This window comes from Arthrobacter sp. CDRTa11 (genome assembly GCF_026427775.1).
Classification (GTDB): Bacteria; Actinomycetota; Actinomycetes; order Actinomycetales; family Micrococcaceae; genus Arthrobacter.
Window position 1 is genome coordinate 799,786 of record NZ_CP044532.1, and the last position, 22,292, is coordinate 822,077.

Sequence of the window (22,292 nt, forward strand, 5' to 3'; positions counted from 1 at the left end):
CGTGTCAGGCAGGGATAACCCGGATGGGTGCGCCTGCCAACCAGGCGTTGACGTCCTCGAAGGCACCGCCATAGAACTGCCGGTAGCTCTCCCGTGTGACATAACCCAGGTGTGGCGACAGGACGGTATTGGGGGCCGCGAGGATCGGGTGGGCCGCCGGCAGGGGTTCCTGGTCAAACACATCCAGGGCGGCGCCGCGGATCCAGCCCTCCGCCAGGGCCCGGACCAGGGCATCCTGGTCAACCAGAGCGCCGCGGGCTGTGTTCACCAGGATGCCTTCGGGTCCCAGCAGCCGCAGCTCCCGCTCACCCACCGTGCCTTCCGATCGGGGGGACAGCCGCAGGTGAAGGGTGGCCACATCGGAACTTCGGAAAAGATCGTCCTTGCTCACCTTCCGGACTCCTGCGTCCGCGGCGGCCTCATCGGTCAGGTTCTCACTCCAGGCCAGCACGTCCATGCCAAATGCCTGGCCATAGGCTGCAATCCGGCGGCCGATCTTGCCAAGCCCCACGATGCCCAGCGTCTTGCCGGCCAGTTCAAACCCCACAGTGCTCTGCCACGCCCCGGAGCGCATCGAGTTGTCTTCAGCGGGGAGGTTCCGGGCGATCGCCAGCAGCAGGGCCCAGGTGAGTTCCGGCGCTGCCGCAGGTGATCCCGGCGTCCCGCAAACAGTGATGCCATGCTCTTCTGCGGCTGCCACATCAATGGCTGCATTAGCCATCCCGGTGGTGACCAGGAGCTTCAATGCAGGCAGCTTTTCCAGGACCGGGCGGGGAAACGGAGTCCGCTCGCGCATGGCGATGACCATGGAATAACCGGCCAGCGCGGCCACCAACGCTTCCTGCGAGGTGAAGGGCTCCCGGAAGACGGTGACGGATACACCCTCTTTCTCAAGGGCGGTCCAGTCGGCGAAGCCGTGCGCAACATCCTGGTAGTCATCCAGAATGGCAAGCCGGTGCCCCATGTCTGCTCCTTCGTCCGTCGGTGGCGTGATGCTTATCGTATGCCAGCCCGGGACCATCGTTGCCCGCCGCGAAGGGTGTCTCTGCAGTGAGCGCGAACGAACACTTAAGCCCCCGAACAACAGCGCGAACTGGCAGCTAATGCCCTCAAAACTTGGTTTTGGGGTCATTAGCTGCCAGTTCGCGCTTTGATGGGTTCCGTTGCCGGGCCGGCGCCCCGGATTTCGGGGTTCCTGTTGCGAACGGTGCCGGCCCGGCAGACGGAAGTCTTTTGCAGCTGACTACGCTGCGGTGAGTTCCTCCTGGCTTGCCTTTTCACGGGCTTCGGTCAGGTACCGCGCGTAGGCGGGGAGGGTGAGGAAGGAGGGGAAGTCCTGGCTGAGTGTGACTTCCTCGAAGATGTCGCGGGAGTCTTCGAAGCGGTCTCCGTCGAAGCGTTCCAGGCGTGCGAACTCTTCGTCGAGCAGTTCCTCGATCCAGTGGTGGGTGATGATTTCGCCGCGGTCGGTGATGGCGGACGCGTACATCCACTGCCAGATCTGGGAGCGGGAGATTTCCGCGGTGGCGGCGTCTTCCATGAGGTTGTGGATGGCGACGGCGCCGTTCCCGCGGAGCCAGGACTCGATGTAGCGGATGCCTACCTCGATGTTGTTCCGGATGCCCTGTTCGGTGATGGTCCCGGTGGTGGCGGCCACGTTGATGAGGGCGCGGTCGTTGGGGATGACGTCCTCGCGGGTGCGGTCCAGCTGGTTGGGGCATTCGCCGAGGGTGGCGTCGAACACTTCGCGGCAGACCGGAACGAGGTCGGGGTGGGCCACCCAGGAGCCGTCGAAGCCGTCGTTGGCCTCGCGGGTTTTGTCGGCACGGACCTTCTCGAACGCGTTGGTGTTGGCTGCTTCGTCCTTGCGGTTGGGGACGGCCGCGGCCATTCCGCCGATGGCCATGGCGCCGCGCTTGTGGCAGGCGCGGACCAGCTGTTCGGTGTAGGCGCGCATGAAGGGCTGGGTCATGGTCACTTGGGCGCGGTCCGGCAGGACGAACCGGGGGCCGCGGGTGCGGAAGTTCTTGATCAGGGAGAAGATGTAGTCCCAGCGGCCGGCGTTAAGGCCGGCGGCGTGGTCGCGCAGTTCGTAGAGGATCTCCTCCATTTCGAACGCGGCGGTGATGGTCTCGATCAGCACGGTGGCGCGGATGGTGCCCTGCGGGATGTCCAGCAGGTCCTGGGCGAGGATGAAGATGTCGTTCCAGAGCCGGGCTTCGAGGTGGTTTTCGATCTTGGGCAGGTAGAAGTACGGGCCTTTGCCCTGGGCGATGAGGCGGTGGGCGTTGTGGAAGAAGAACAGACCGAAGTCCACGATCCCCCCGGCCACGGGAGCGCCGTCGATGATCATGTGCTTCTCGGGCAGGTGCCAGCCGCGGGGACGGACCACGATGGTGGGCAGATCCTCGGCGGGGCGGAGCTTGTATTCCTTGCCTTCGGGGCTCGTGTAGTCGATGCGTCGTTCGAGGGCGTCGGTGAGGTTCAGCTGACCCTTGATGACGTTGCGCCACGTGGGGGTGGAGGAATCTTCCATGTCCGCGAGCCAGACCTTTGCGCCGGAGTTCAGCGCGTTGATGGTCATCTTCTTGTCCACCGGGCCGGTGATCTCCACCCGGCGGTCCTCCAGCCCGGGCGCGGGCGGAGCGACGCGCCACGACGGGTCGTTGCGGATGTCCTCGGTCTCCGGCAGGAACGTCGGGTCCTGGCCTGCGGCGATGTCTGCCCGGCGGGTCCGACGTGCCTGCAGGAGTTCCTGCCGCCGCTCAGCCGTAGCCCGGTGCAGTTTGGCGACAAACTCCAGGGCATCCGGAGTGAGTACCTCGTTCTGCCGGCAAATAGGCTGCGCGGTCAGTGTGATGCCGTTGATCGTGAAGTTGTCCGTGAAGGTGTTCATTTCAATTGCTCCTGGTGCTGTGCCCACCTGGGTAGCAGTAAGTGTCGTTTTGAGCTTCCAAAACGACACTTACTGCTACTTACGTGGGGAGGGGGGCCACGGCCCGGGTTCCCTCGCGAGCTTGCGAGCGGAGGGCATGGCTGGGGATTAGTGGAACTGGCCTTCTTCGGTGGATCCCACCAGTGCCAGGGTTGATGCGTTCGGGTTGAGCGCGGTAGCGATGTCGTCGAAGTAGCCGGTGCCGACTTCGCGCTGGTGCTTGGTTGCGGTGTAGCCGCGGGATTCGGAGGCGAATTCCTTTTCCTGGAGCTCGACGTAGGCGCTCATGCCTTCACGGGCGTAGCCGTGGGCGAGGTCGAACATCGAGTAGTTCAGGGCGTGGAAGCCGGCCAGGGTGATGAACTGGAACGTGAAGCCCATGGCGCCGAGTTCACGCTGGAACTTGGCGATGGTGGCGTCGTCCAGGTGCTTGCGCCAGTTGAATGACGGCGAGCAGTTGTAGGAGAGCATCTGGTCCGGGAAGTCGGCCTTGACGGCTTCGGCGAATTTGCGGGCCAGCTCAAGGTCCGGGGTGCCCGTTTCCATCCAGATGAGGTCGGAGTACGGGGCGTAGGCCTTGGCGCGGGCGATGCAGGGTTCGATGCCGTTGCGGACCTTGTAGAAGCCTTCCGGGGTGCGAACCGGCTGGCCCCCTTCGCGGAGGACGAATTCCTGGTCGCGGGGGTCGACGTCGGAGGTGATCAGGGTGGCTGCCTCGGCGTCGGTGCGGGCGATGACCACCGACGGTGTGCCGGCGACGTCTGCAGCGAGGCGGGCCGCGTTCAGGGTCCGGACGTGCTGCTGGGTGGGGATCAGGACCTTGCCGCCGAGGTGGCCGCACTTCTTCTCCGAGGCGAGCTGGTCTTCCCAGTGCACACCCGAGGCGCCGGCCTGGATCATGGATTTCATGAGCTCGTAGGCGTTCAGCGGCCCGCCGAAGCCAGCCTCGGCGTCGGCAACAATCGGCACCATCCAGTCCTCAACGGTCTGGATGCCCTCGGAGAACTCGATCTGGTCTGCCCGGAGCAGGGCGTTGTTGATGCGGCGCACCACTGTGGGTACCGAGTTGGCCGGGTAGAGCGACTGGTCCGGGTAGGTGTGGCCGGAGTTGTTGGCGTCCGCGGCCACCTGCCAGCCTGAGAGGTAGATGGCGCGGAGGCCGGCCTTGACCTGCTGCACAGCCTGGTTGCCGGTCAGGGCGCCCAAGGCGTTCGTGTAGCCGCCGGTCTTGTGCTCCTCGGTCAGCTGCTTCCACAGCTTTTCCGAGCCGCGGCGGGCCAGAGTGTGCTCTTCGGAGACACGGCCACGGAGGCGGACGACATCCGCGGCCTTGTAGTCCCGGGTCACACCTTCCCAGCGCGGGTTGGCGGCCCACTCAAGCTCCAGGGCGGCGGCCTGCTCTGTTGTGTCCTGGCCGGACGGCTCCTGGGTGGGCTCAAATGCTGCAGTCATCGTTGATCTCCTTGATTGAGCTCCGGGGTGGTAATCCGCCGGCCAGGGCTGCTTCCTTGCAGTCCCGGCCGGCTACCCCGGTGCGGTGTTTCTTTCCGTGATCCCTACTTTTCAGCACTTTCAAGCACTTCTCTAGGGGAAAACAATGGAAAGAAATGCATTTCTTCGCGTATCCTCAAGAAATGTCCCCTTCAAGCTGGAACCGCAAAGCCGCCACACCGCCGTCGTCCCCTGCCGCCCCGGAACTGGACGTCATCAGCCTCGGCCGCCGCGTCCGCCACCTGCGCAAAGCGGCTGGACTGACGCTCGATGACCTGAGCGCCGCCGTCGGGACCGCGCCCAGCCAGCTGAGCCTGATCGAAAACGGCAAGCGAGAGCCCAAGCTGGGACTCCTGCAGCAGCTCGCGGCCGCGCTGAATGTGGGCATCGACCAGTTGCTCGGCGCGGAGCCGCCCAACCGCAGGGCAGCCCTGGAAATCGAGCTGGAACGGTACCAGCGCAGTCCCATCTATGAGTCCCTTAACCTGCCGAAAATCCGCATCAGCTCGCGGCTTCCCATGGACGTGCTCGAGTCGATGGTTGGGCTGCAGCATGAGCTGGAACGCAAGCTCAACGAGCAGATCGCCACCCCGGAGGAGGCCCGCCGCGCCAACGGTGAGCTGCGGGCCATGATGCGGGAGCGGAACAACTACTTTCCCGAGTATGAGGCGGAGGCCCAGAAGGTGCTGGCGACCGTCGGGCACACCACCGGTCCGCTGTCCCAGCACGTGATCGCCGACATCGCCGCGCACCTCGGCTTCAGCCTCCATCATGTGGGCGATTTGCCGCATTCAACGCGTTCGGTGACCGATCTTAAGAATCACAGAATTTATCTCACGCAGAATCAGCGGACTGACCACGACCCCCGCTCGGTGCTGCTGCAGGCCCTGGGCCACTACGTCCTGGGCCACCAAACGCCCAAAAACTATGGCGATTTCCTGATGCAGCGCGTGGCCACCAATTACTTTGCCGCCGCGCTGATGCTTCCGGAGAAGGCCACGGTGGACTTCCTACAGAAGGCCAAGCAGGCCAAGGAAATTGCCGTCGAGGACATCCGTGACGCCTTTGCCGTTTCCTACGAAACGGCCGCGCACCGGTTCACCAACCTCGCCACCCAGCACCTGGACATCCGCACGCACTTCCAGAAGACACACCAGAGCGGCATCATCTACAAGGCTTACGAGAACGACGGCGTGACGTTCCCGCAGGACCACACCGGCGCCATCGAGGGCCAGCCGTCATGCAAGCAGTGGACGTCACGGGTGGTGTTCGACGTCCCCGACAAGTTCAGGGCATACAACCAGTACACGGACACTCCGGCGGGGACTTACTGGTGCACTGCCAGGACCGAGCGCTCGGCCAACGGCGAATTCTCGCTGTCGGTAGGTGTGCCCTACGCCCACGTGAAATGGTTCCGCGGCCGGGACACCACCGAGCGGTCCAAGTCCACGTGCCCGGACGAGAGCTGCTGCAAACGTCCTCCGGCTTCGCTGGCCTCTGAATGGGCAGGCAATGCCTGGCCGTCGGCGCGGGCGCACTCGCACCTGCTCGCCGCCATGCCGCCAGGCGCGTTCCCCGGCGTGGACGAAACCGAGGTGTATAGCTTCCTGCAGGCGCACTCGGGGAAGTAATCCGTGGATGAGTGCCCCTTCCAGGCCTAAGAGCTGCACGCCCTACGTCTCGGCTTCGATGAGCTCCTTGATTCGCTGGTAGCCGCCCTCGATCATTCCTCGGTCCATTGACCCGTGGTAGTAGGGCATGTCCAGCTCGAGGTTAAGTCGGGTCTTGTCACCGTCTATGGGGTCGAAGGTGACACGGCCATGGACTTCCAAAGGTCCGTTGGGCGTTTGGTCCACGATGACAGCTTTCATGACCTTTTCGGGATCGAACTCCACCACTTCCATGATGCCCTCGATGGGAGTGCCAAGACGTGTGTGCCGGCGTTGGATCCGAGTGCCCACGCCTACATGTCCTTCGGTGAGCTGCGTCAATTGCATGTGCGGATCCCACCGAGGATGGTTGCGCACATGGTTCACCGCGTAGAAGTCGAACACCACCGCAGGGGGCCTATCGATGACAACGGAAACCTTGAGTTTCATGGCCTGCCCGAATCGCAAAACCTAGGGTTGACAAGCGCAGTGTACACCCGGGCGATCCTGCGCCGATACTGGCAAATGACGCCCTTCATGCACGGCAATCGTCAAGAAACAGGTCGATTCCTGCGTCCGCCAACGACGGCAGGAACCGCTGAATCCGCCGCTACCCGTGAAGCGCCTTGTAGGCCGCCTCAGCTGCGGGGTGAAGTGGCAGGCCGGCGGTGTTAATGAGTGATTCCGCGCTGAGGAACTGGACCCCCAGGCTGGACCGCGGAACGAGTTCCTGGGCATGGCCCACCAGCAGCTCCACGGTCCTCTTCACTGTGCCGGCATCCAGGTCATCGCGGCACAGGAGAAGGTTGGCCACGCCCACAGTCCATACGGCCGGCGTCCCCTCATAGCTGCCCGCGGGAATCAGCACGCGGTCGTAATAAGGGCCGTACCTGGAACGCAATTCAGGGAGCAGCGCGGAAAGATCGAGGAAGCCAAGCCCTGTGTCGTGATGGACGGCAGCGATGGCGGCGGTGGGCACCCCGCCGGACCAGAACAAGGCATCCACCGAACCCGCCTGGAGTGCGGCAAGCCCGTCATTGAGCCCCAGGTTCAGCACCGTGATCGCGCTGCCTGCCGGTCCCGGCGCACTCGAACCGGTACCAGTGGGGATCAACCCTGCGGCTTCGATGAGGCGGGGAGTGGTCAGTGACGTCCCCGAGCCAGGCTGGCCCACGGCGACGGTCCTGCCGGCCAGTTCAGTAAACGCACGGATGCCGCTGTCCCGCCGGACCACGCAGTGGACATAGTTTTCATACACCTTGCCGACGGCGGCAATTCCGTTGCCGGATCCGGTCGCCGCCGCTGCCTGCTGGGCCGAGGCGTCTGCGAGTGCGACGGCGAAGGTGGCTTTGCCGCTCAGCAGCTGCTCGAGGTTGTCCAGGCTGCCTCCGGTGGTCAGCGCCATGGCGTTGCGGGCCACACCGTGCCGCTGGAGGGCTTCCGCGAGCAGCGTTGAAAACTCAAGATAGAAGCCGCCCTGCTCACCGCCTGCCACCGTGACCGTCCCGGGCCCGGTTTCCGATGTGCACGCTGTGAGCGCCGGCAGCAGCAGGCCGGTCAGTCCCGCTGCCAGCCCGGCTTTGAGGGCTGTCCGCCGGGCGGGAAGAAAGCGGAGTGTTGGCTCACTCATCCGGACCCACCTGGCGTTGCAGGGCTAAGGGGCGGGGAAACTCCAGGCGTGCGTCCAGGCCATGCGGAGTCCGTTCCGCCAAGGACAGCCGGCCCCCGTTGGCATCCGCGAGTTTGTCCACGATGGTCATGCCCAGGCCGTTGCCGCTGACCATCCGGTGCCGCGGGGAGCGCCAGAACCGTGTGGTGGCTGCTGCCCTTTCGTCGGCGGACAGGCCCGGACCGTCGTCTGACACCGCGACGGACACCATTCCCGGACTGGTACGGACCGATACAGAGATGTGGGCCCCGTCGGCATATTTGATCGCGTTGTTCAGGAGTTCACCGACCATCTGGCTCAGGTCCTCGGGGTTACAGGCTAATTGCACTGGCGAGTTGGGCGCCTCCAGGACCACCGCCGTCGACGCCCGCCGCGCCGCAGGCATTGCCCGCTCCACCTCTTCCGCCACGATCGGGAAGGGGTCGATCAGCGCCCCGTTCCGACCGAAAGCCGGGCCGAGGGTGCCCCTGGCAGAATCCTCCGACGCCCGGTGTTCCGCGGCCGCCAGCCTAAGCACGCCGTCCAGGATCTCCTCGACGCGTTCCAGTTCTGCAACAACCCCGGCCGCAGCAGCCTTTTCGCGGTCCGAATCCACCTCCAGCTGCAGCAGATCGATCCTGAGCCGCAGTGCTCCTACGGGATTGCGCAACTGGTGTGACGTGTCGGCAATCAGCTGCCGCTGCGAGTCGATACTGTCGCTGACAGTCCGCGCCATGGCGGTGAAAGAGCGGCTCAGTTTCTTCAGCTCAGGAGGACCGTCGTCCGGGAGCTGGGCTGTCCTTCCCGTCGCTTCGAGTTCAGTCACCGCCGAATTCAGGCGATGAACAGGCCGCAACACCCATCCGGTCACGCGGGATGCGCCCCACAGCAGCATCGCCCCGAGCGCCGACGCCGCGAGGACGACGGCGAGCCACCGGTCCCGCAGTTTCTGGCGGGCCGCGTCCAGGTTGACTTCGACAACGGCCTCGCCCAGGACCTGGCTGGCGCTTCCGAAGGACCGGGAGATTACCTCGGAGCCGGTTCCGAACGGTTGAAGCGGGGCCAGGGTGGTGTCGCTGAGGTTCAGGTTCGCACTGGCGATGGCGTCCCGGACGTCTGCCCTGTCTTCGGACAGGCCGCCCGAGCGCAACGTGGCGTTTTGGAGGCGGACCAGGATTCCCTCGCCGTAGAGCTCCGAGTACCTGTCCATCTCCCGTTGCAGCTGGCTGGAGTCGCCGTCACCCGCGGCATCGAAGGCCACTTGGGCGAACCGGTTCAGGGCTGCGACCCGGTTGATTTGGAGTTCCTGCGTGAGTTCCCGGCTGGCCGAGGTCAGGATGACAGTGGAGACAATGATGACCAGGAGTGCCGAGAGCAGGCTCAGGACGCCCAGGACCCGCAGCTTCATGCAGGATCCGCCTCGATCCGGTAGCCCACGCCACGGACGTTGATGATAAAGCCGGGCAACTGGAGCTTTGCCCGCAGCCCGGTCAGGTGCACATCAAGGGACCGTGAGGAGGCAAGGAAAGCATCACCCCAGAGTGCATCCAGGATCTGTTCCCTGGTGACCACTGATCCTGCGTGACGGGCCAGGAGCGCAAGAAGGTCGAACTCGGTGGCGGTCAGGGGAAGAACCTGTGAACCGAGGGCGGCCACGCGCCGGTGGACGTCCACCTCCAGGTCTCCCAGCACAATGCTTTGTGGGGGCGCTGTGCCTTGGCGGAACGCACGCCTGGTGACAGCTTCGATCCGGGCCAGCAACTCAACAAGTTTCACCGGCTTGACCAGGTAATCGTCGGCTCCGGACCGCAGGCCCAGTACCACGCTCCGCTCGTCGTCGCGGGCAGTCAGAATCAGAATCGGGCAGTGGGTGACCTGGCGGAGCTTGCGGAGCACGTCCAGGCCATCGATGTCCGGGAGCCCCAGGTCCAGGAGGATGACCTCGAACCGCCGGTGGGCCAGCAGCGCGTCAGCTCCCCTGGACACCCGGGTTGCCTTGTGGCCGGCGGACCCGACGGCCGCGGCAAGTGCAGACGCCATGGCGTCGTCGTCCTCGACGATGAGCACTTCCATTGCTGGTCCCTTTTCCCTTGGTGGGCACTTGCATCCCTGCCCGCATTGGAGGTTACCCCCTTTCACACCCTGCCGGGGGCGAAACCTAAGGAAGTGTTAGGAAATGCTCCGCCGCATAGGTTGTGCTGTGGATCACCCATAGCTTGAAAGGAGTCCCCGCCATTCAGGCGGCCTTCAATGTCGAGGAGGAAGCCATGCGCAAAGTTGCCATGGACAGCATCAAAGAAAATTCGCACCGGTTACCCATGGCCGTGCCGCCAAGGAGGGTTCACTGATGCACACCCAGCAAGCCACAGCGCAGAACGAGGCGGCGCAGACCCGCAAGGCCGTGAGCAACATCCTTAAGGGCTCGTCCGGCAACCTCGTGGAGTGGTATGACCTCTACGTCTACACCGTGTTCGCAGCCTACTTCCAGTCCCACTTCTTCAACTCCAAGGACGAGCTCCAGGCCGGCCTCGAAGCGATGGCCGTCTTCTCGACGTCGTTCCTGATGCGCCCGATCGGCGCCTGGTTCTTTGGCCGCTATGCGGACCGCAATGGCCGCAAGGCCGCCCTGACGCTCAGCGTGACCATGATGTCGGCCGGCTCCTTCGCCATCGCGATCCTGCCCACCACCGCGCAGATCGGCGTGTGGGCACTGATCCTTTTGGTCCTCGTACGCCTGGTCCAGGGGTTCTCTGTAGGGGGCGAATATGGCACCAGCGCCACCTACATGTCCGAGGCGGCCACCTCCAAGCGGCGCGGCTTTTTCTCCAGCTTCCAGTACGTCACGCTGATCGGCGGACAGATGGTGGCCCTGCTGGTTCTCGTGATCCTGCAGAACACCATGGGCAATGCGGCGCTGACAGAGTGGGGTTGGCGGATTCCCTTCGCGATTGGTGGCGTGGCTGCGCTGGTGGTCCTGTGGCTGCGGCGCTCCATGGAAGAAACAGTCTCCGCGGACCAGATCCGGGCGGCGCATGTCCATGTGGCCGGTGAAGCCCAGCCAGGAACCATGAAGCTGCTCTTTACCCGCCATTTGAAGCCACTGCTGATCTGCATTGGAGTGACCCTCGGCGGCACTGTGGCGTTCTACACGTACACCAACTTCATCCTCAAGTTCATGAACGATACGTCCGGCATCGCCAAAACCGACACGTCGCTGATCAACTTCTGGGCGCTGTTCATCTTTATGCTGCTCCAGCCTGTCTACGGCCTGATTTCGGACAAGGTGGGCCGCAAGCCGCTGCTTCTGTGGTTCGGCATCACCGGCGTCCTCTTCACCTGGCCGCTGTTGTCCACCCTGTCCAACACGAAGGACCCGTTCACTGCATTCCTGCTGATGATGGGCGGCCTGCTGGTCGTGGGCGGCTACACCTCGATCAACGCGCTGGTGAAGGCTGAACTGTTCCCCGCTTCCATCCGTGCCCTCGGCGTCGGACTGGGCTACGCGATCGCCAACTCGCTCTTCGGCGGAACAGTCCCGCTGATCGGCTCGGCGCTGCAGAAGGCCGGCCAGGTGGATCTTTTCTTCACCTACGTCACCGTGGCGATCGGCGTTTCGCTGCTGGTCTATATCTTCGCCCTGAAAAACAAGAAGGCCACCCACCTGGACCGTGAGCAGGGTGATGCCTGGAAGCGGCCAAGCACCGATGGCGACAAGGACGAAGCGCTCCTGAAGGTCTAGCAACAGCGGAAGCACGACGGCGGGTGGCCGGCTCAGCGGTTCCTTTCGGTGCCGGAGCCGGCCACCCGCCGTCGTGGTTTTCTGCGTGATGAAACTCAGTGTGTGGTCGCCAGCATCCCGCCGAGACCGAAACGATGGCGAACCGTGACCGCGCAGGCATCGTTAGTTGCCGCCGTCGCTGCTTCACTGGGAGCAGGCGGGCTCCCGCCCTTGCTAACGGGGAGGCAATCAGATGGTCATCAAGGCACCACTGCTTACACGCGTACTGGCATTGGGTGCGGTGGTGGCCCTGACGGCGTGTTCATCACCGGCGCCGGGCCTGGTGAAAGCCGACGGCGTTGAGCGCGTTTCGGTGGAACGTGCGGCTTTTGACGGTGAGCTGTCAGCGTTCAGGACCTCCGCCCTCAAGCTCGGGAATGCCCTTCTGGCCGACGGCGGCGACGACGCAAACGGGAATGTGATCGCCTCGCCCGGAAGCCTGCTGATCGCCTTGGCCATGCTGCGCGCGGGGGCGTCGGGCGACGCCGCCGCTGAAATGGATGCACTGTTGGGTCTCCCGGAAGCTAACCGGGATGAGGCCATGAACGCCCTCCTGGCCGAGCTCGAAAAGTTCGACGGCGACCCCGGGTCAGTGGATGAGGCCAATCCACCGGCGGAACCCTTATTGCATGTGGCCAACGGACTGTTCGTCCACGGGAGCGTCCCCACCGGGGAGCCGTATCTGCAAACACTGGCAAAGCATTACGGGAGCGGCGTCTATCCGGTGGACTTCCGGGATAAGGCCGTCACCAGCCCGGCGATCGACGCGTGGGTTGACAAGAACACGGGTGGCCGAATCAAGAAGGCGCCGGCGGATTACGACGTCAACAACACCTTCAGCCTGCTGAATGCCGTCTATTTCGCGTCCGCGTGGGAGACGCCGTTCAGCCCCAATGCCACGTATGAGGAGCCTTTCACCACTGCAGCCGGCGGCACGGTGAACGTTCCGATGATGCACAGCCTGCAGGACCTGGCCTACGCGGAAGGCGACGGGTGGCAGGCTGTTGACCTGCCGTACGGGGAGGGGTTTGTGATGCGGTTGGTGCTTCCTGCAGACGGCGGCGCTGCCCAGGCCGCAGGCCAAAGTGGAGACCTTCTTGACCCTCTCAAACTCGCCGACATTGCCGGTTCCCTGGAGGCTGCCGCTGACGAAAGTGTCCAGCTCTCGCTGCCAAAGTGGAATCACAAAAGCGCCTTTGACCTGCGCCGCGTCTTTGAGCAATTCGGGCTCAGCTCAATGCTGAACACGACGCGGGACTTCGATGAGATCCAGCGGGGCATGACCATCACGCAGGCCGCGCAGGCGGCCAACATCACCGTGGCGGAGAAGGGGACCATTGCCGCCGCGGTGACTCAAATCAATGCCGAGGCCTCGAGCGCAAAGATGCCAGACCCTGCGCGCATCCTCGAATTCAACCGGCCGTTCCAGTACCAGATCGTCCACGTTGAAACCGGAATGCCGCTCTTTATGGGCAAGGTGGCCGATCCGCGCTAGGCAAGTTCCTCAGCGCCGGGAGTGCCTGCGCCGCACGAGGATGCCGTAAGCCGCGAAGAACCTGGGTACCACCAGATACACGGCAACCGGGACCACTGCAAGGGTCAGGACCAGGGCGCGAAGCACGGGATGCCACCCCTCCATTAACGGCGCGGACGCCAGCATGCCCACGGTGACCAGCGGGAAGATGGCCAGCCACGTGATGACTGCCCGGACGTGGACCGACGGAGCCCCCGGGACTGACGGAGCCCCCGGGACAGCCGGCGGCGCCGAGGAAAGAGTGCTTGATTGGGCCGCGGTGCCGGCTGACGCAGGGCTGAGTGTGTTCTCCAACGTAATCCCCAACTGTTTAGTTGCAATTGATAAAACGACAGTAGCTGTGCTCGTTGGAAAGTGCAACTGGTTAGTTGGAGAACGGCTACACTTGGCCTATGGCTTGGAACACAGAGCGCACCAAAGCACTGCTGCTGGCGGCTGCCACCGAGGAATTCAGCGCGAACGGCCTGGCCGGTGCCCGGGTTGACCGGATCGCGGCTGCCGCGGGCGTGAACAAGGAGCGGATCTACCAGTACTTCGGCAAGAAGGATGAGCTCTTTGACGCTGTGCTGGCGGCCGAACTGGTACGCGTGATGACGGATGTGCCCATTGAAGGGCACGGTGCCGAGGCCTTTGGCGACTATGCAGGCCGGCTTTTCGACCGCCACACCACTGACGGCGCCCTGCCGCGGCTGCTGTTCTGGGAGGGGCTCGAACGTGGACGCAACACGGTGGACCGGGCCACGCGGGCAGACCATTGCGCCACCAAGGTGGATCAGGTCATAAAGGTCCTGCCCGGCGTCGACCGGACGGACGCGGCCGATCTGGTGATCACAGTGGTAACGCTCTGCGACGGCTGGACCGTCCTTCCCCAGCTCGATGCGCTCCTTGCCGGCGACGCGCCGGACCGGGCGGACCGCCGTCGGGCCTTCATCGTCCGCACTGCAACACTTATGGCGGAAACGCTTATGGCGGAAAGGCTGCTGGGGGAGTCGCAACGTGGGGAGTCGCCGCTGGGCGCCGCGTCAGCCGCACAGGCTTAGGCGCGGCAGGGCCCGGACGTGGGGCCGTTCAGTGGGAGAATGTGGTGACAGTGCTAATACAGCCGGCGCCCGTGACACTCCCGGGCGGCGAGCAAACCACTACGAATGGACACCCCATGCCCTCCGCATCAGGCCCCTCCACGCCAGGCCCAGACGCCCTGCCCCTTTCCGGTCCGTCAGTCAGCGCCCCCAGGTTTGCCTCCATCGGCTCGCCCTACTTCGGCATCCTGCTGGCCTTTATGGCCGTGGTTCTCATTCTGTCCAACATCGGCGCTTCCAAGGGTGTTGCCATCGGGCCGATCATCACGGATGGCGGCTTTTTCCTGTTTCCGCTGGCGTACATCCTGGGCGATGTCATCAGTGAGGTTTACGGGTTCCGGGTTGCGCGCAAGGCTATCCTTTGCACGTTTGCGCTGTCCGTCTTCGCCTCCCTCAGCTACTGGGTGATCATTGCGTTGCCGGGTTTCGACGACGAGTTTGGAACGTCCAAGCAGGCGGCATTGGAAGGTGCCTTGGGTCCGGTCCCGCAGATCGTGCTGGCCTCGCTGCTGGCGTTCCTGGCAGGCCAGACCATCAACTCGTGGATCCTGGTCAAGATGAAGGCCCGTTCGGGGGAGAAGTCCCTGTGGGCGCGGCTCATGGGGTCCTCAGGCGCCGGCGAGTTTGTGGACACGCTGATCTTCTGCAGCATCGCCGCGTCTGTCATCGGCATCACGGACTTCGGCACGTTCGTGAACTACGTGGTGGTGGGCTTCGTCTACAAGACCCTGGTGGAGTTCCTCCTGGTGCCGGTGACGTCACTGGTGATCGGCTGGATCAAGAAGCACGAGCCGAGCTACGGGGCAGCGTAGGCCAGCGGCCCATGAGTCCGCGGAACGTTGCGGGCTCGCTGTAGCGAAGCGGCGGTGGCATGACCGTGCTTGAATAGAGCATGTCCAGCTCCCCTGCGGTCGTTGTTGTCTGCGGCCCGGCCTCATGGAACCATCTCATCCTCCTGGACCATCTGCCGCAGCCTGTCCCGCACATGCAGTTCGCGCGGGACACCTGGGAGACGGTTGGGGGCACCTCGGCGGGCAAGGCCCTGCATCTTGCGGATCTGGGCATCGGCGTGCAGTTGTGCTCACCGATTGGGGCTGACGACGACGGCGCGCGGGTCCGCCGCGCACTTACCACCTCCGGCGTCGCCGTCGTCGCGATTGCGTCTGAACGCACCGAGCGGCACGTCAATCTTATGACCGACGACGGCAGCCGGGTATCCCTTTACGTTTCGGTGCCTTCCACGCCCGCGGAGAATGAGCTCGAAGCAGCCGGGGCCCTGGTGGCCTCGGCGGATCTCGCCGTGATTGACCTGAGCGAGCTTGGCGCGCTCCTGCTGGAACGGGAAGAGGTCCGGCAGACCCCGCTGTGGGTGGACCTTCACGACTACGACGGGTCTTCCGCGTTCCATGAGCCATTCCTGGATGCCGCCCACGCCGTGTTCATGAACGACGACCAGGCCGACGATCCGTGGGAGCTTATGCGTTCCTGCCTCGAGCGGGGTCCTCGCCTGGCTGTCTGCACACGAGGGGCAGAAGGTGCGATGGCGCTGGAAAGGGGCGGGACCCGGTATGAGATAGCCGCAGTTCCCGCCGATGTAGTGGACACGAACGGTGCCGGCGATGCGTTCATGGCTGGCTTCCTGGCTGCGGCCCTTCATGGCGCGTCAGTTGGGGATGCCCTCAAGGCAGCGGCGGCGCAGGCCCGGATCGCGATTGAGACTAAGCATCTGCACCCCGGGCTGGGGAATCCCTTATTCAGCCAGGCTCCGCGTGCGTAGCTGAAGGTTGAGGCTGTTTTTCTCTACATAGTCCAGAGCGCTCCTTATTGCTCCGACAGCGACGATTGACTCGCCCAGGGGGGAAACTGCGATGCGGGGCGGGGTGGCGGTAAATTCGTCCAGTCGTTCCGCGATAGGTTTCAGCAGTACCCCGGCGGACTTTGCCACGCCGCCGCCAATGACCACAAGTTCGGGGTTGAAGATGGTGGCCACGGCTCCGATAACTCGGGCCATCCTGTCGGCGAGGCGATCCAAAATCCTTTGTGCCAGGTCGTCCCCGGCTGCGGCCGCGGTGAATACATCTTCCGCATCGATTTCCTCGGCGGGATGCCTTCGGAGGGATGTCTTGGCTTTGCCGGCAAGGGCTTCGGCAGCCCAGGTCCTGGCCATGAGGGCGATGCCGAAAGTGTCGCCCACGCCTTCGATCTGCTTCAGGAAGGCCAGTTCTCCGGCACCTCCATGGCTGCCATGGAGTAGCCTCCCGCCATCGATGACTCCCGAACCAAAGCGTTCGCTGGAGAGGATCACCACGACGTCGTCTACTCCGGCGGCTGCGCCGCGCCACCGTTCGCCCAAGGCTGCAAGGTTTGCGTCGTTTTCCAGCAGCACCGTCCAACCATGGAGATTATTGAAAGCAGTCTTGATGTCCAGGTCGAACAGCTCCCAGAAGTGTTGGGTGGCTAAAACATCACCGTTTCGGTCCACGGGTGCTGCTATGCCGACGGTCATGGCGAGCACCATGTCGGCAGAAGCGCCTGCATCTTGAATTGCCGCCATGGCCGACTGATCGATGATGGCAATACGTTCCTCGGCAGTGATCTGGGCGCCGGGAATGCGATCCTCGGCAGTGATCTGAACGCCGGGAAATGGCTGGCTGGACCGGCCGACAGTTTCCCCTCGGAGATTTGACACCACCGCAGTGACCTTTGCGATTCCCACGTCCACGCCCAGAACGAAACCGGCGCTTTCATTGAGTTCGAACCTACGGGCAGGGCGGCCTTTCTGGTATTGGCCAAAGGCCCGCTGGTTCTCCAGCTCCCTGATCCAGCCCCGTTCAATAAGTTCCTCGCACACCGATATGGCTGTGGCGCGGGCCAGTCCCGTTGCCTTCATGATGTCGGTAACTGTTACTGCACCCGAAGCCCGCATGAAGTCAAGGACAGTGCTGGCGCTCACTCTGCGCAGCAGCTGGGGCTCCGGTGCCGAGATCACGGAAGACATGGTATTGACCTCTCTGACGGATACAGCCCATAATACTTGAAGAACTAAATTTTAGTCTCGAATAAACGGACTCGCCGACTATCCCCCAGGCGGAGACCTTACTAACGCCGTCCCACATCAGTGCGGCACCCCTCACTCTGCATCCAAGTTAGTAGATGCCCAGTGTGGAGGTTACGAGATCCAAAACTGTTCTTTATCCGGCCCCCCAAGAGGGCCCTTAACGGCTCTGTGTTCCGCGGGAAGAATCCCTCCAGCCCTTCGTTCGCCGTCTCGTGCCTATGGTTGGGCCGCCATGCGAGGCGGCCCAACAGAAGCAACCCAACAGGCGGCCGCCCCAGCCCCGCCAGCACCTTGAAGCTCAAATGCATAGAAAAGGACATGCCCATGCAACAGGTCATCCACGTCTCACCCGAGACCAGCTTGGAGAGGGACCTACGCCTCAATGCAGCAATCGACATGGCTATAAGCCTTGCCACCAGGGATCGGGCAGGAGGGATCCTGGTTACCAGGCACGCCCCCACATGCTTCACCGTTGAGGTCACCTCCGAGGTCCCTTACGGGCAAGTGCGAGAAGCGGACTGTGCGGTTGCCGTCGACCAGCGCCGATCGTTCCACCAGGAAGAGGCGTGCGGCGCAACGGAGGAAGACAACTCCTCCGAATCGGAGGATGGCCCGTGGAACAGGCTCTGGGAACCGGCAGCCCGACACTATCGGGATATAGCACACGTTCGATGAGCCAATAAGGGGCCTTTGCGTCCTGCCGCTGATGGACAGATGTCTGGCTCCAAGCGATTCCCGGCCCCTGTGGCCGCCCTCGGATTCAATTGCCGAGCAGCTTTTTTGGGCCCTGTTATTACTCAGCTTCATCTCAAAGTCATAAAGCCACAGCGCCTTGACGTGTGACGTAAGGCACCTCCATAGTTGTTTCACCTCCTAAATTTACTTCCAATATTAACTGGCTTCCGTGCGTTCCCAAGACCGGACGCTTGCTTACTGAAAGGCTTGACATCGATGTCTAACTCCCTTTTCTCACGTTCTATTGACCGGCGGACCATACTGCGCAGCGGCCTGTTGGGCGTGCTCGGCCTGGCGGCCGCCCCAGCGGTGGCGGCTTGCGGCGGCGGTTCTGGCTCCAGCGCCGGAGGCAGTGTTTCCTGGGCGGCGTGGGCCAACCCGGGCGAGGACGAACGCTACAAGCAGTTCGCTGCCGAGCTCGGCAAGAAGATTGACGCCAAAGTCAACTTCCAGGCCGTCGTCGGTGACTACCAGGCCAAGCTGCTCTCACAGCTCGCGGGCGGCTCCGCTCCCGATGCGTTCTACGTGGGTGACGCCGACATGGCCAAAATGATTGACGCGAAGCAGATCTCAGACCTCACCGACTACCTCAGCCGTGGCCAGTCTCCTGCCAAGCTCGAGGACTTCCCGGAGGATCTCTACCAGTGGTGCAAGCCGGCCGACGGCAGCGCCGGAATCTTCGGCATTCCGGTTGACTGCAATCCCTCGGTGTTTTGGTACAACAAGGACGTTCTCTCCGCCGCAGGCGTTTCACAGGATCCCGCCCAGCTTTTCGAGGCCGGCACCTGGACGCCGGACGCGCTGGAGGATTTGCTGGGCAAGGTTCGCGCCTCCGGGAAGAAGGGCCTGATCCTGTCCAACTGGTGGTTCAACTGGTGCACCGCCACCACCATGTTCGGCGGTCAGCTGACCGACGAATCCGGCAAGCTGGTTCTTGCCGATGACCCCAAGGCCCAGGAGGGACTGGAATGGCTGCTTGAGCAGTTCAAGTCCGGCAACATCACCTATGCAGGCTCTCTGCCGAAGGGCCAAAGCGGAGACGCCCTTTTCCTGGCCGGCCAACTTGCCCTGAACAATGTCGGCCGTTGGGCGCTCCCGACGCTAAAGGACGTCAAGTTCGGTTTCGACATCGTCCCGATCCCCTCGCCCTCTGGCAAAGACATTCTTCCGGCCCCGGTCGCCACTGCGGCCATAGCGCTCAATGCCAAGGCCAAGAACCCGGAAAAGGCCCTTGAGCTAATTGGAAACTATGTCAGCCGTGACGGGCAGAAGTTCCGGCTCTCCGGAGGTGGCAACGCAGTGCCGTCCATCAAGGGCCTGGACGAGGTCGCCACTGAGGGCGGCATTCCTGCACACGGGCAGTGGTTCAACGATGTCGTCGCCAAGGGCTACGCCATCCCGCGCGCATTCGTGGGCAATCCCAAAACAGCTACCGAACTGCCCCTCCTGGTCGACAAACTGTTCAAGGATTCCGCAACGACTGCGGCATCGTTCAGTTCCGCAGTCACCGAGCTGGTGGAGTCGGGGAAGTGAGCACGCTGACCGCCGCTCCAGCGCCAGAACGGGTCGCGGAGCCCCCTCGACGCGGCCCGTCCCGGCGCAGGCGCAAGGACACCATTGCCGCACTGGTCTTCCTGTCGCCGCAACTCGTGGGGCTGGCAGCCTTCATGGTCGGACCGTTGGTCTTCGCACTGGTATTGGCTTTCAGCAATTGGGATGGTTTCGGCGCGGCGACGTTCGCCGGATTCGCCAACTTCAGCGAGGTACTGTCCAACCCGCGAATCCAACGCTCAGTTGTGAATACTGTGTGGTTCACCGTGCTGCAGGTGCCTGGCCTGATGATCTCAAGCTTCGTCTTTGCCCTGCTGATGCAGAAGGCGGGGAAGATGACTTCGGCCTACCGGCTATGCTTCGTGGCACCAGTGGTGACCTCTTCAGTTGCGGTCGCCGCGATCTGGCTGTGGCTGTTCAATCCTGAAATCAGCCCGGTCAGCAGCGCCTTGCGCAGCATCGGCATCCAGGCCCCTGACTGGCTGCAGGACCCCAACTTCGTGATCCCGGCCTTCGCCATTGTCTCCATCTGGCAGGGCCTGGGCTACCAGCTGGTGATGTTCATGGCCGGACTGCAAAGCATCGGCTCCTCCTACCTGGAAGCTGCCGAGCTGGACGGCTGCACCGGCTGGCAAAAGCTGGTTCACGTCACTATTCCGCTGCTTTCCCCCACGATCCTGTTTCTCTCGATCACCTCGATCATCGGCTCCTTCCAGATCTTCGACTACATCTACGTCTTCATGGACAGCAATGCTCCTGAAGCTGCCCGCACGATCGTGTACGAAATCGTCCAGATCGCCTTCCGCGAATTCAATTTCGGCCAGGCCTCGGCCTTGGCATTCCTGCTCCTGCTGTCCCTGTTGGGTGTGACCGCCCTTCAGCTGGCGGCACAGAAGAGATGGGTCCACTACGCAGAATGAGCACCTCAACCGCTACCCGAAACAACCGCCGCAATCTGAGTCAGCCTGTGAAGGCCCGGAGCGTGAACCCACGGCGTCTTGCCGGCCGGACCATCCTGCACACCGCGCTGGCTGTCTGCGCAGTCCTGATGGCGCTGCCATTCCTCTGGATGCTGCTGTCCTCGTTCAAACCGCTGACCGAGATCTTCGCGCACCCCCCGGCATTGTTCCCCCTTGAATGGACCACGGAGGGATATGAAAAAGCCTTCACAGGCGCCGACTTCCTCCGCGGATTCTGGAACAGTACCTACATCGCAGTAACCGTCACCGCCATCTCCCTGCTCACCTCTGCCATGGCCGCCTACGCCTTCGCCAGAATCGAATTCCGTGGAAGCAAACCCTTGTTCATGGTGTTCCTGGCAACCATGATGGTTCCTGCCCAGCTGACCATCATCCCGCTGTACATCATCATGGGAGGGCTCGGCTGGGTGGATACCCACGCCGCACTCATCGTCCCCGCCGCGCTCTTTAATGCTTTTGGCGTGTTCCTCATGCGCCAGTACGTCAAAGGCATCCCGAAAGAGCTGGAGGAGGCCGCGGAACTGGACGGTGCGAGCCGCTTCCGGATCTTCACCACCATGATCCTGCCGCTGCTGCGCACACCCCTCACCGCACTCGGAATCTTCACCTTCCTTGGACAGTGGAACAACTTCTTCGGGCCGCTGATCTTCCTCAACAGCGACGCGAACTTCACGCTCCCGCTGCTCGTAAACCAGTTCAAGGGACAGTACGGCGCCGACTGGACCGCCCTCATGGCCGCCACCACCCTGGCTGCAGCACCACTGCTGATCCTGTTCGGAGTCGCCCAGCGCCAAATCGTGGACGGTATCGCCCTCTCCGGGTCCAAATCCTAATAACTTCATCGGCCATTATTCAGGAGGTCCAACGATGAGATGTTCTCTCGGTATAGATATAGGCGGGACAAAGATTGCCAGCGCAGTCCTTGACCACGATGGAACTGTCCTGGATGTCCAGACGACTCCAACCTTGCAGGGCGGGGACGTCATCCTTGGGCAGATCGCTGCAATCGTCACCGGCTTCGCCGCGAAGCATGGCCTGTTAGGAATTGGAATCGCTGTTCCTGGGGACGTCAATCCTTCCACAGGCGTCATCAGATCTGCCCCGAACATCGGATGGAGTGACCTGGATATTGCCGAGCGCATAAGGGGCTATGCGCCGGCAGGGGCCGCGGTCCGGGTCGACAACGACGCGAATGCAGCCGCGTGGGCCGAATACCGGTTTGGAGGACATCCCCGCACGGCCTCGTTCGCGATGATCACCGTCGGTACGGGACTGGGCGGTGGATTCATTGTCAATGGGCGCCTCCTGCGCGGGGCAACCGGCGCAGCGGGCGAAGTGGGCCACCTGGCACTTGTTCCCGGCGGCGACAGTTGTGCCTGCGGATCCCGGGGCTGCTGGGAACGCTATGCCAGCGGCAGCGCTCTCCACCGGGCTGCGGTGGCCGCCGGTTGGGACAAGCCCTCGGCGGGCCACGACGTCCTGTCTGCCGCTGAAACCCATCCCGCTGCCCGCCGGGTCGTTGAAGGTGTGGCCCGCGACCTCACGCGGGGCATCCTCCTGCTTTCCTCCGCGTTGGACCCTTCCCTGGTGATCCTCGGCGGCGGACTGGGAAGTGACCCCCGCTTCCTGGCGATCGCCCAAGAAGCACTGGCGGGTGCTGAAGTGACCCCGCCGCGTTCCCGTCCCCAACTCAGGACCGCCGTTCTGGGCCCCCTGGCCGGGGCGATCGGTGCTGCCGATCTTTCCCTGGAACCCGCCGAACAAAACGCAGAACCATCACAGACAAATCCGTCAGTTCAATTCAGATTCCACCATGAAGGAGCAGCGTGAGCACCATCGTCGCAACGGCAAAAG

At 63.3% G+C, this 22,292-nt stretch carries 19 protein-coding genes; 10 read left to right on the forward strand and 9 right to left on the reverse strand.

Translation table 11 applies throughout. The annotated features are described in order from the left end of the window. Positions 1-4 precede the first annotated feature (4 nt). The 3 genes from F8G81_RS03780 to aceA form a co-directional block, all read right to left on the reverse strand. A complete protein-coding gene (locus F8G81_RS03780; protein WP_267277693.1) occupies positions 5-964 on the reverse strand; it encodes a D-2-hydroxyacid dehydrogenase family protein in 960 nt (319 codons plus the stop codon). 279 nt (positions 965-1,243) lie between these two features. Beyond that, on the reverse strand, positions 1,244-2,896 hold the full coding sequence (gene aceB / locus F8G81_RS03785) for a malate synthase A (protein WP_267277694.1): 1,653 nt from the start codon (positions 2,894-2,896) through the stop codon (positions 1,244-1,246). A 147-nt stretch (positions 2,897-3,043) separates the two neighbouring features. After that, positions 3,044-4,387 carry an isocitrate lyase gene (gene aceA / locus F8G81_RS03790; protein ID WP_267277695.1) on the reverse strand — a complete coding sequence of 448 codons (1,344 nt, stop codon included), beginning with the start codon at positions 4,385-4,387 and terminating at the stop codon, positions 3,044-3,046. A 155-nt stretch (positions 4,388-4,542) separates the two neighbouring features. Between aceA and F8G81_RS03795 the strand changes: the two genes are divergently transcribed. Continuing rightward, on the forward strand, positions 4,543-6,057 hold the full coding sequence (locus tag F8G81_RS03795; RefSeq protein ID WP_267277696.1) for a helix-turn-helix transcriptional regulator: 1,515 nt from the start codon (positions 4,543-4,545) through the stop codon (positions 6,055-6,057). Between the two features lie 42 nt (positions 6,058-6,099). On the opposite strand, the gene F8G81_RS03800 is transcribed toward F8G81_RS03795, so the two are convergent. From F8G81_RS03800 to F8G81_RS03815, 4 genes are all read right to left on the reverse strand, one after another. Beyond that, entirely contained in the window at positions 6,100-6,525 is a 426-nt protein-coding gene (locus tag F8G81_RS03800; protein WP_267277697.1) for an SRPBCC family protein, read from the reverse strand. Between the two features lie 160 nt (positions 6,526-6,685). Further along, positions 6,686-7,705: a TAXI family TRAP transporter solute-binding subunit gene (locus F8G81_RS03805; RefSeq protein WP_267277698.1), complete on the reverse strand. Its 1,020-nt coding sequence runs from the start codon at positions 7,703-7,705 to the stop codon at positions 6,686-6,688. Then, the gene (locus F8G81_RS03810; protein ID WP_267277699.1) at positions 7,698-9,131 is read right to left on the reverse strand and encodes a sensor histidine kinase; all 1,434 of its coding nucleotides are present in this window, start codon (positions 9,129-9,131) and stop codon (positions 7,698-7,700) included. The genes F8G81_RS03805 and F8G81_RS03810 overlap by 8 nt, the downstream gene beginning before the upstream one ends. Continuing rightward, the gene (locus F8G81_RS03815) at positions 9,128-9,796 is read right to left on the reverse strand and encodes a response regulator transcription factor (protein WP_267277700.1); all 669 of its coding nucleotides are present in this window, start codon (positions 9,794-9,796) and stop codon (positions 9,128-9,130) included. The genes F8G81_RS03810 and F8G81_RS03815 overlap by 4 nt, the downstream gene beginning before the upstream one ends. Positions 9,797-10,070: 274 nt before the next feature. On the opposite strand from F8G81_RS03815, the gene F8G81_RS03820 reads away from it, so the two are divergent. Beyond that, on the forward strand, positions 10,071-11,462 hold the full coding sequence (locus tag F8G81_RS03820; protein WP_267277701.1) for an MFS transporter: 1,392 nt from the start codon (positions 10,071-10,073) through the stop codon (positions 11,460-11,462). 232 nt (positions 11,463-11,694) lie between these two features. Next, entirely contained in the window at positions 11,695-12,996 is a 1,302-nt protein-coding gene (locus F8G81_RS03825) for a serpin family protein (protein ID WP_267277702.1), read from the forward strand. 9 nt (positions 12,997-13,005) lie between these two features. Here F8G81_RS03825 and F8G81_RS03830 read toward each other — a convergent pair whose 3' ends face one another. Continuing rightward, on the reverse strand, positions 13,006-13,329 hold the full coding sequence (locus F8G81_RS03830) for a hypothetical protein (protein WP_267277703.1): 324 nt from the start codon (positions 13,327-13,329) through the stop codon (positions 13,006-13,008). A 98-nt stretch (positions 13,330-13,427) separates the two neighbouring features. Here F8G81_RS03830 and F8G81_RS03835 point away from each other — a divergent pair, with 98 nt between their 5' ends. The 3 genes from F8G81_RS03835 to F8G81_RS03845 all read left to right on the forward strand — a co-directional run bounded on the left by F8G81_RS03835 (position 13,428) and on the right by F8G81_RS03845 (position 15,891). Further along, complete coding sequence (locus F8G81_RS03835; protein ID WP_267277704.1) at positions 13,428-14,075, forward strand: TetR/AcrR family transcriptional regulator; 648 nt, start codon at positions 13,428-13,430, stop codon at positions 14,073-14,075. A gap of 116 nt (positions 14,076-14,191) precedes the next feature. Next, complete coding sequence (locus tag F8G81_RS03840; RefSeq protein WP_267277705.1) at positions 14,192-14,926, forward strand: queuosine precursor transporter; 735 nt, start codon at positions 14,192-14,194, stop codon at positions 14,924-14,926. A gap of 80 nt (positions 14,927-15,006) precedes the next feature. Beyond that, a complete protein-coding gene (locus F8G81_RS03845) occupies positions 15,007-15,891 on the forward strand; it encodes a carbohydrate kinase family protein (RefSeq protein WP_267277706.1) in 885 nt (294 codons plus the stop codon). On the opposite strand, the gene F8G81_RS03850 is transcribed toward F8G81_RS03845, so the two are convergent. Then, positions 15,865-17,112, reverse strand: coding sequence for an ROK family transcriptional regulator (locus F8G81_RS03850; protein ID WP_267277707.1), 1,248 nt, complete (start codon positions 17,110-17,112; stop codon positions 15,865-15,867). The genes F8G81_RS03845 and F8G81_RS03850 overlap by 27 nt on opposite strands. 1,011 nt (positions 17,113-18,123) lie before the next feature. On the opposite strand from F8G81_RS03850, the gene F8G81_RS03855 reads away from it, so the two are divergent. The 4 genes from F8G81_RS03855 to F8G81_RS03870 all read left to right on the forward strand — a co-directional run bounded on the left by F8G81_RS03855 (position 18,124) and on the right by F8G81_RS03870 (position 22,268). Next, positions 18,124-19,440: an extracellular solute-binding protein gene (locus F8G81_RS03855; RefSeq protein ID WP_267277708.1), complete on the forward strand. Its 1,317-nt coding sequence runs from the start codon at positions 18,124-18,126 to the stop codon at positions 19,438-19,440. Beyond that, positions 19,437-20,378: a carbohydrate ABC transporter permease gene (locus F8G81_RS03860; protein ID WP_267277709.1), complete on the forward strand. Its 942-nt coding sequence runs from the start codon at positions 19,437-19,439 to the stop codon at positions 20,376-20,378. Before F8G81_RS03855 ends, F8G81_RS03860 begins: the two co-directional genes overlap by 4 nt. A gap of 62 nt (positions 20,379-20,440) precedes the next feature. Continuing rightward, positions 20,441-21,271 (forward strand): carbohydrate ABC transporter permease, encoded by an 831-nt coding sequence (locus tag F8G81_RS03865; protein ID WP_267277710.1) that lies wholly within the window; start codon positions 20,441-20,443, stop codon positions 21,269-21,271. Positions 21,272-21,305: 34 nt separating this feature from the next. Further along, the gene (locus F8G81_RS03870; RefSeq protein ID WP_267277711.1) at positions 21,306-22,268 is read left to right on the forward strand and encodes an ROK family protein; all 963 of its coding nucleotides are present in this window, start codon (positions 21,306-21,308) and stop codon (positions 22,266-22,268) included. Positions 22,269-22,292: the final 24 nt, after the last annotated feature.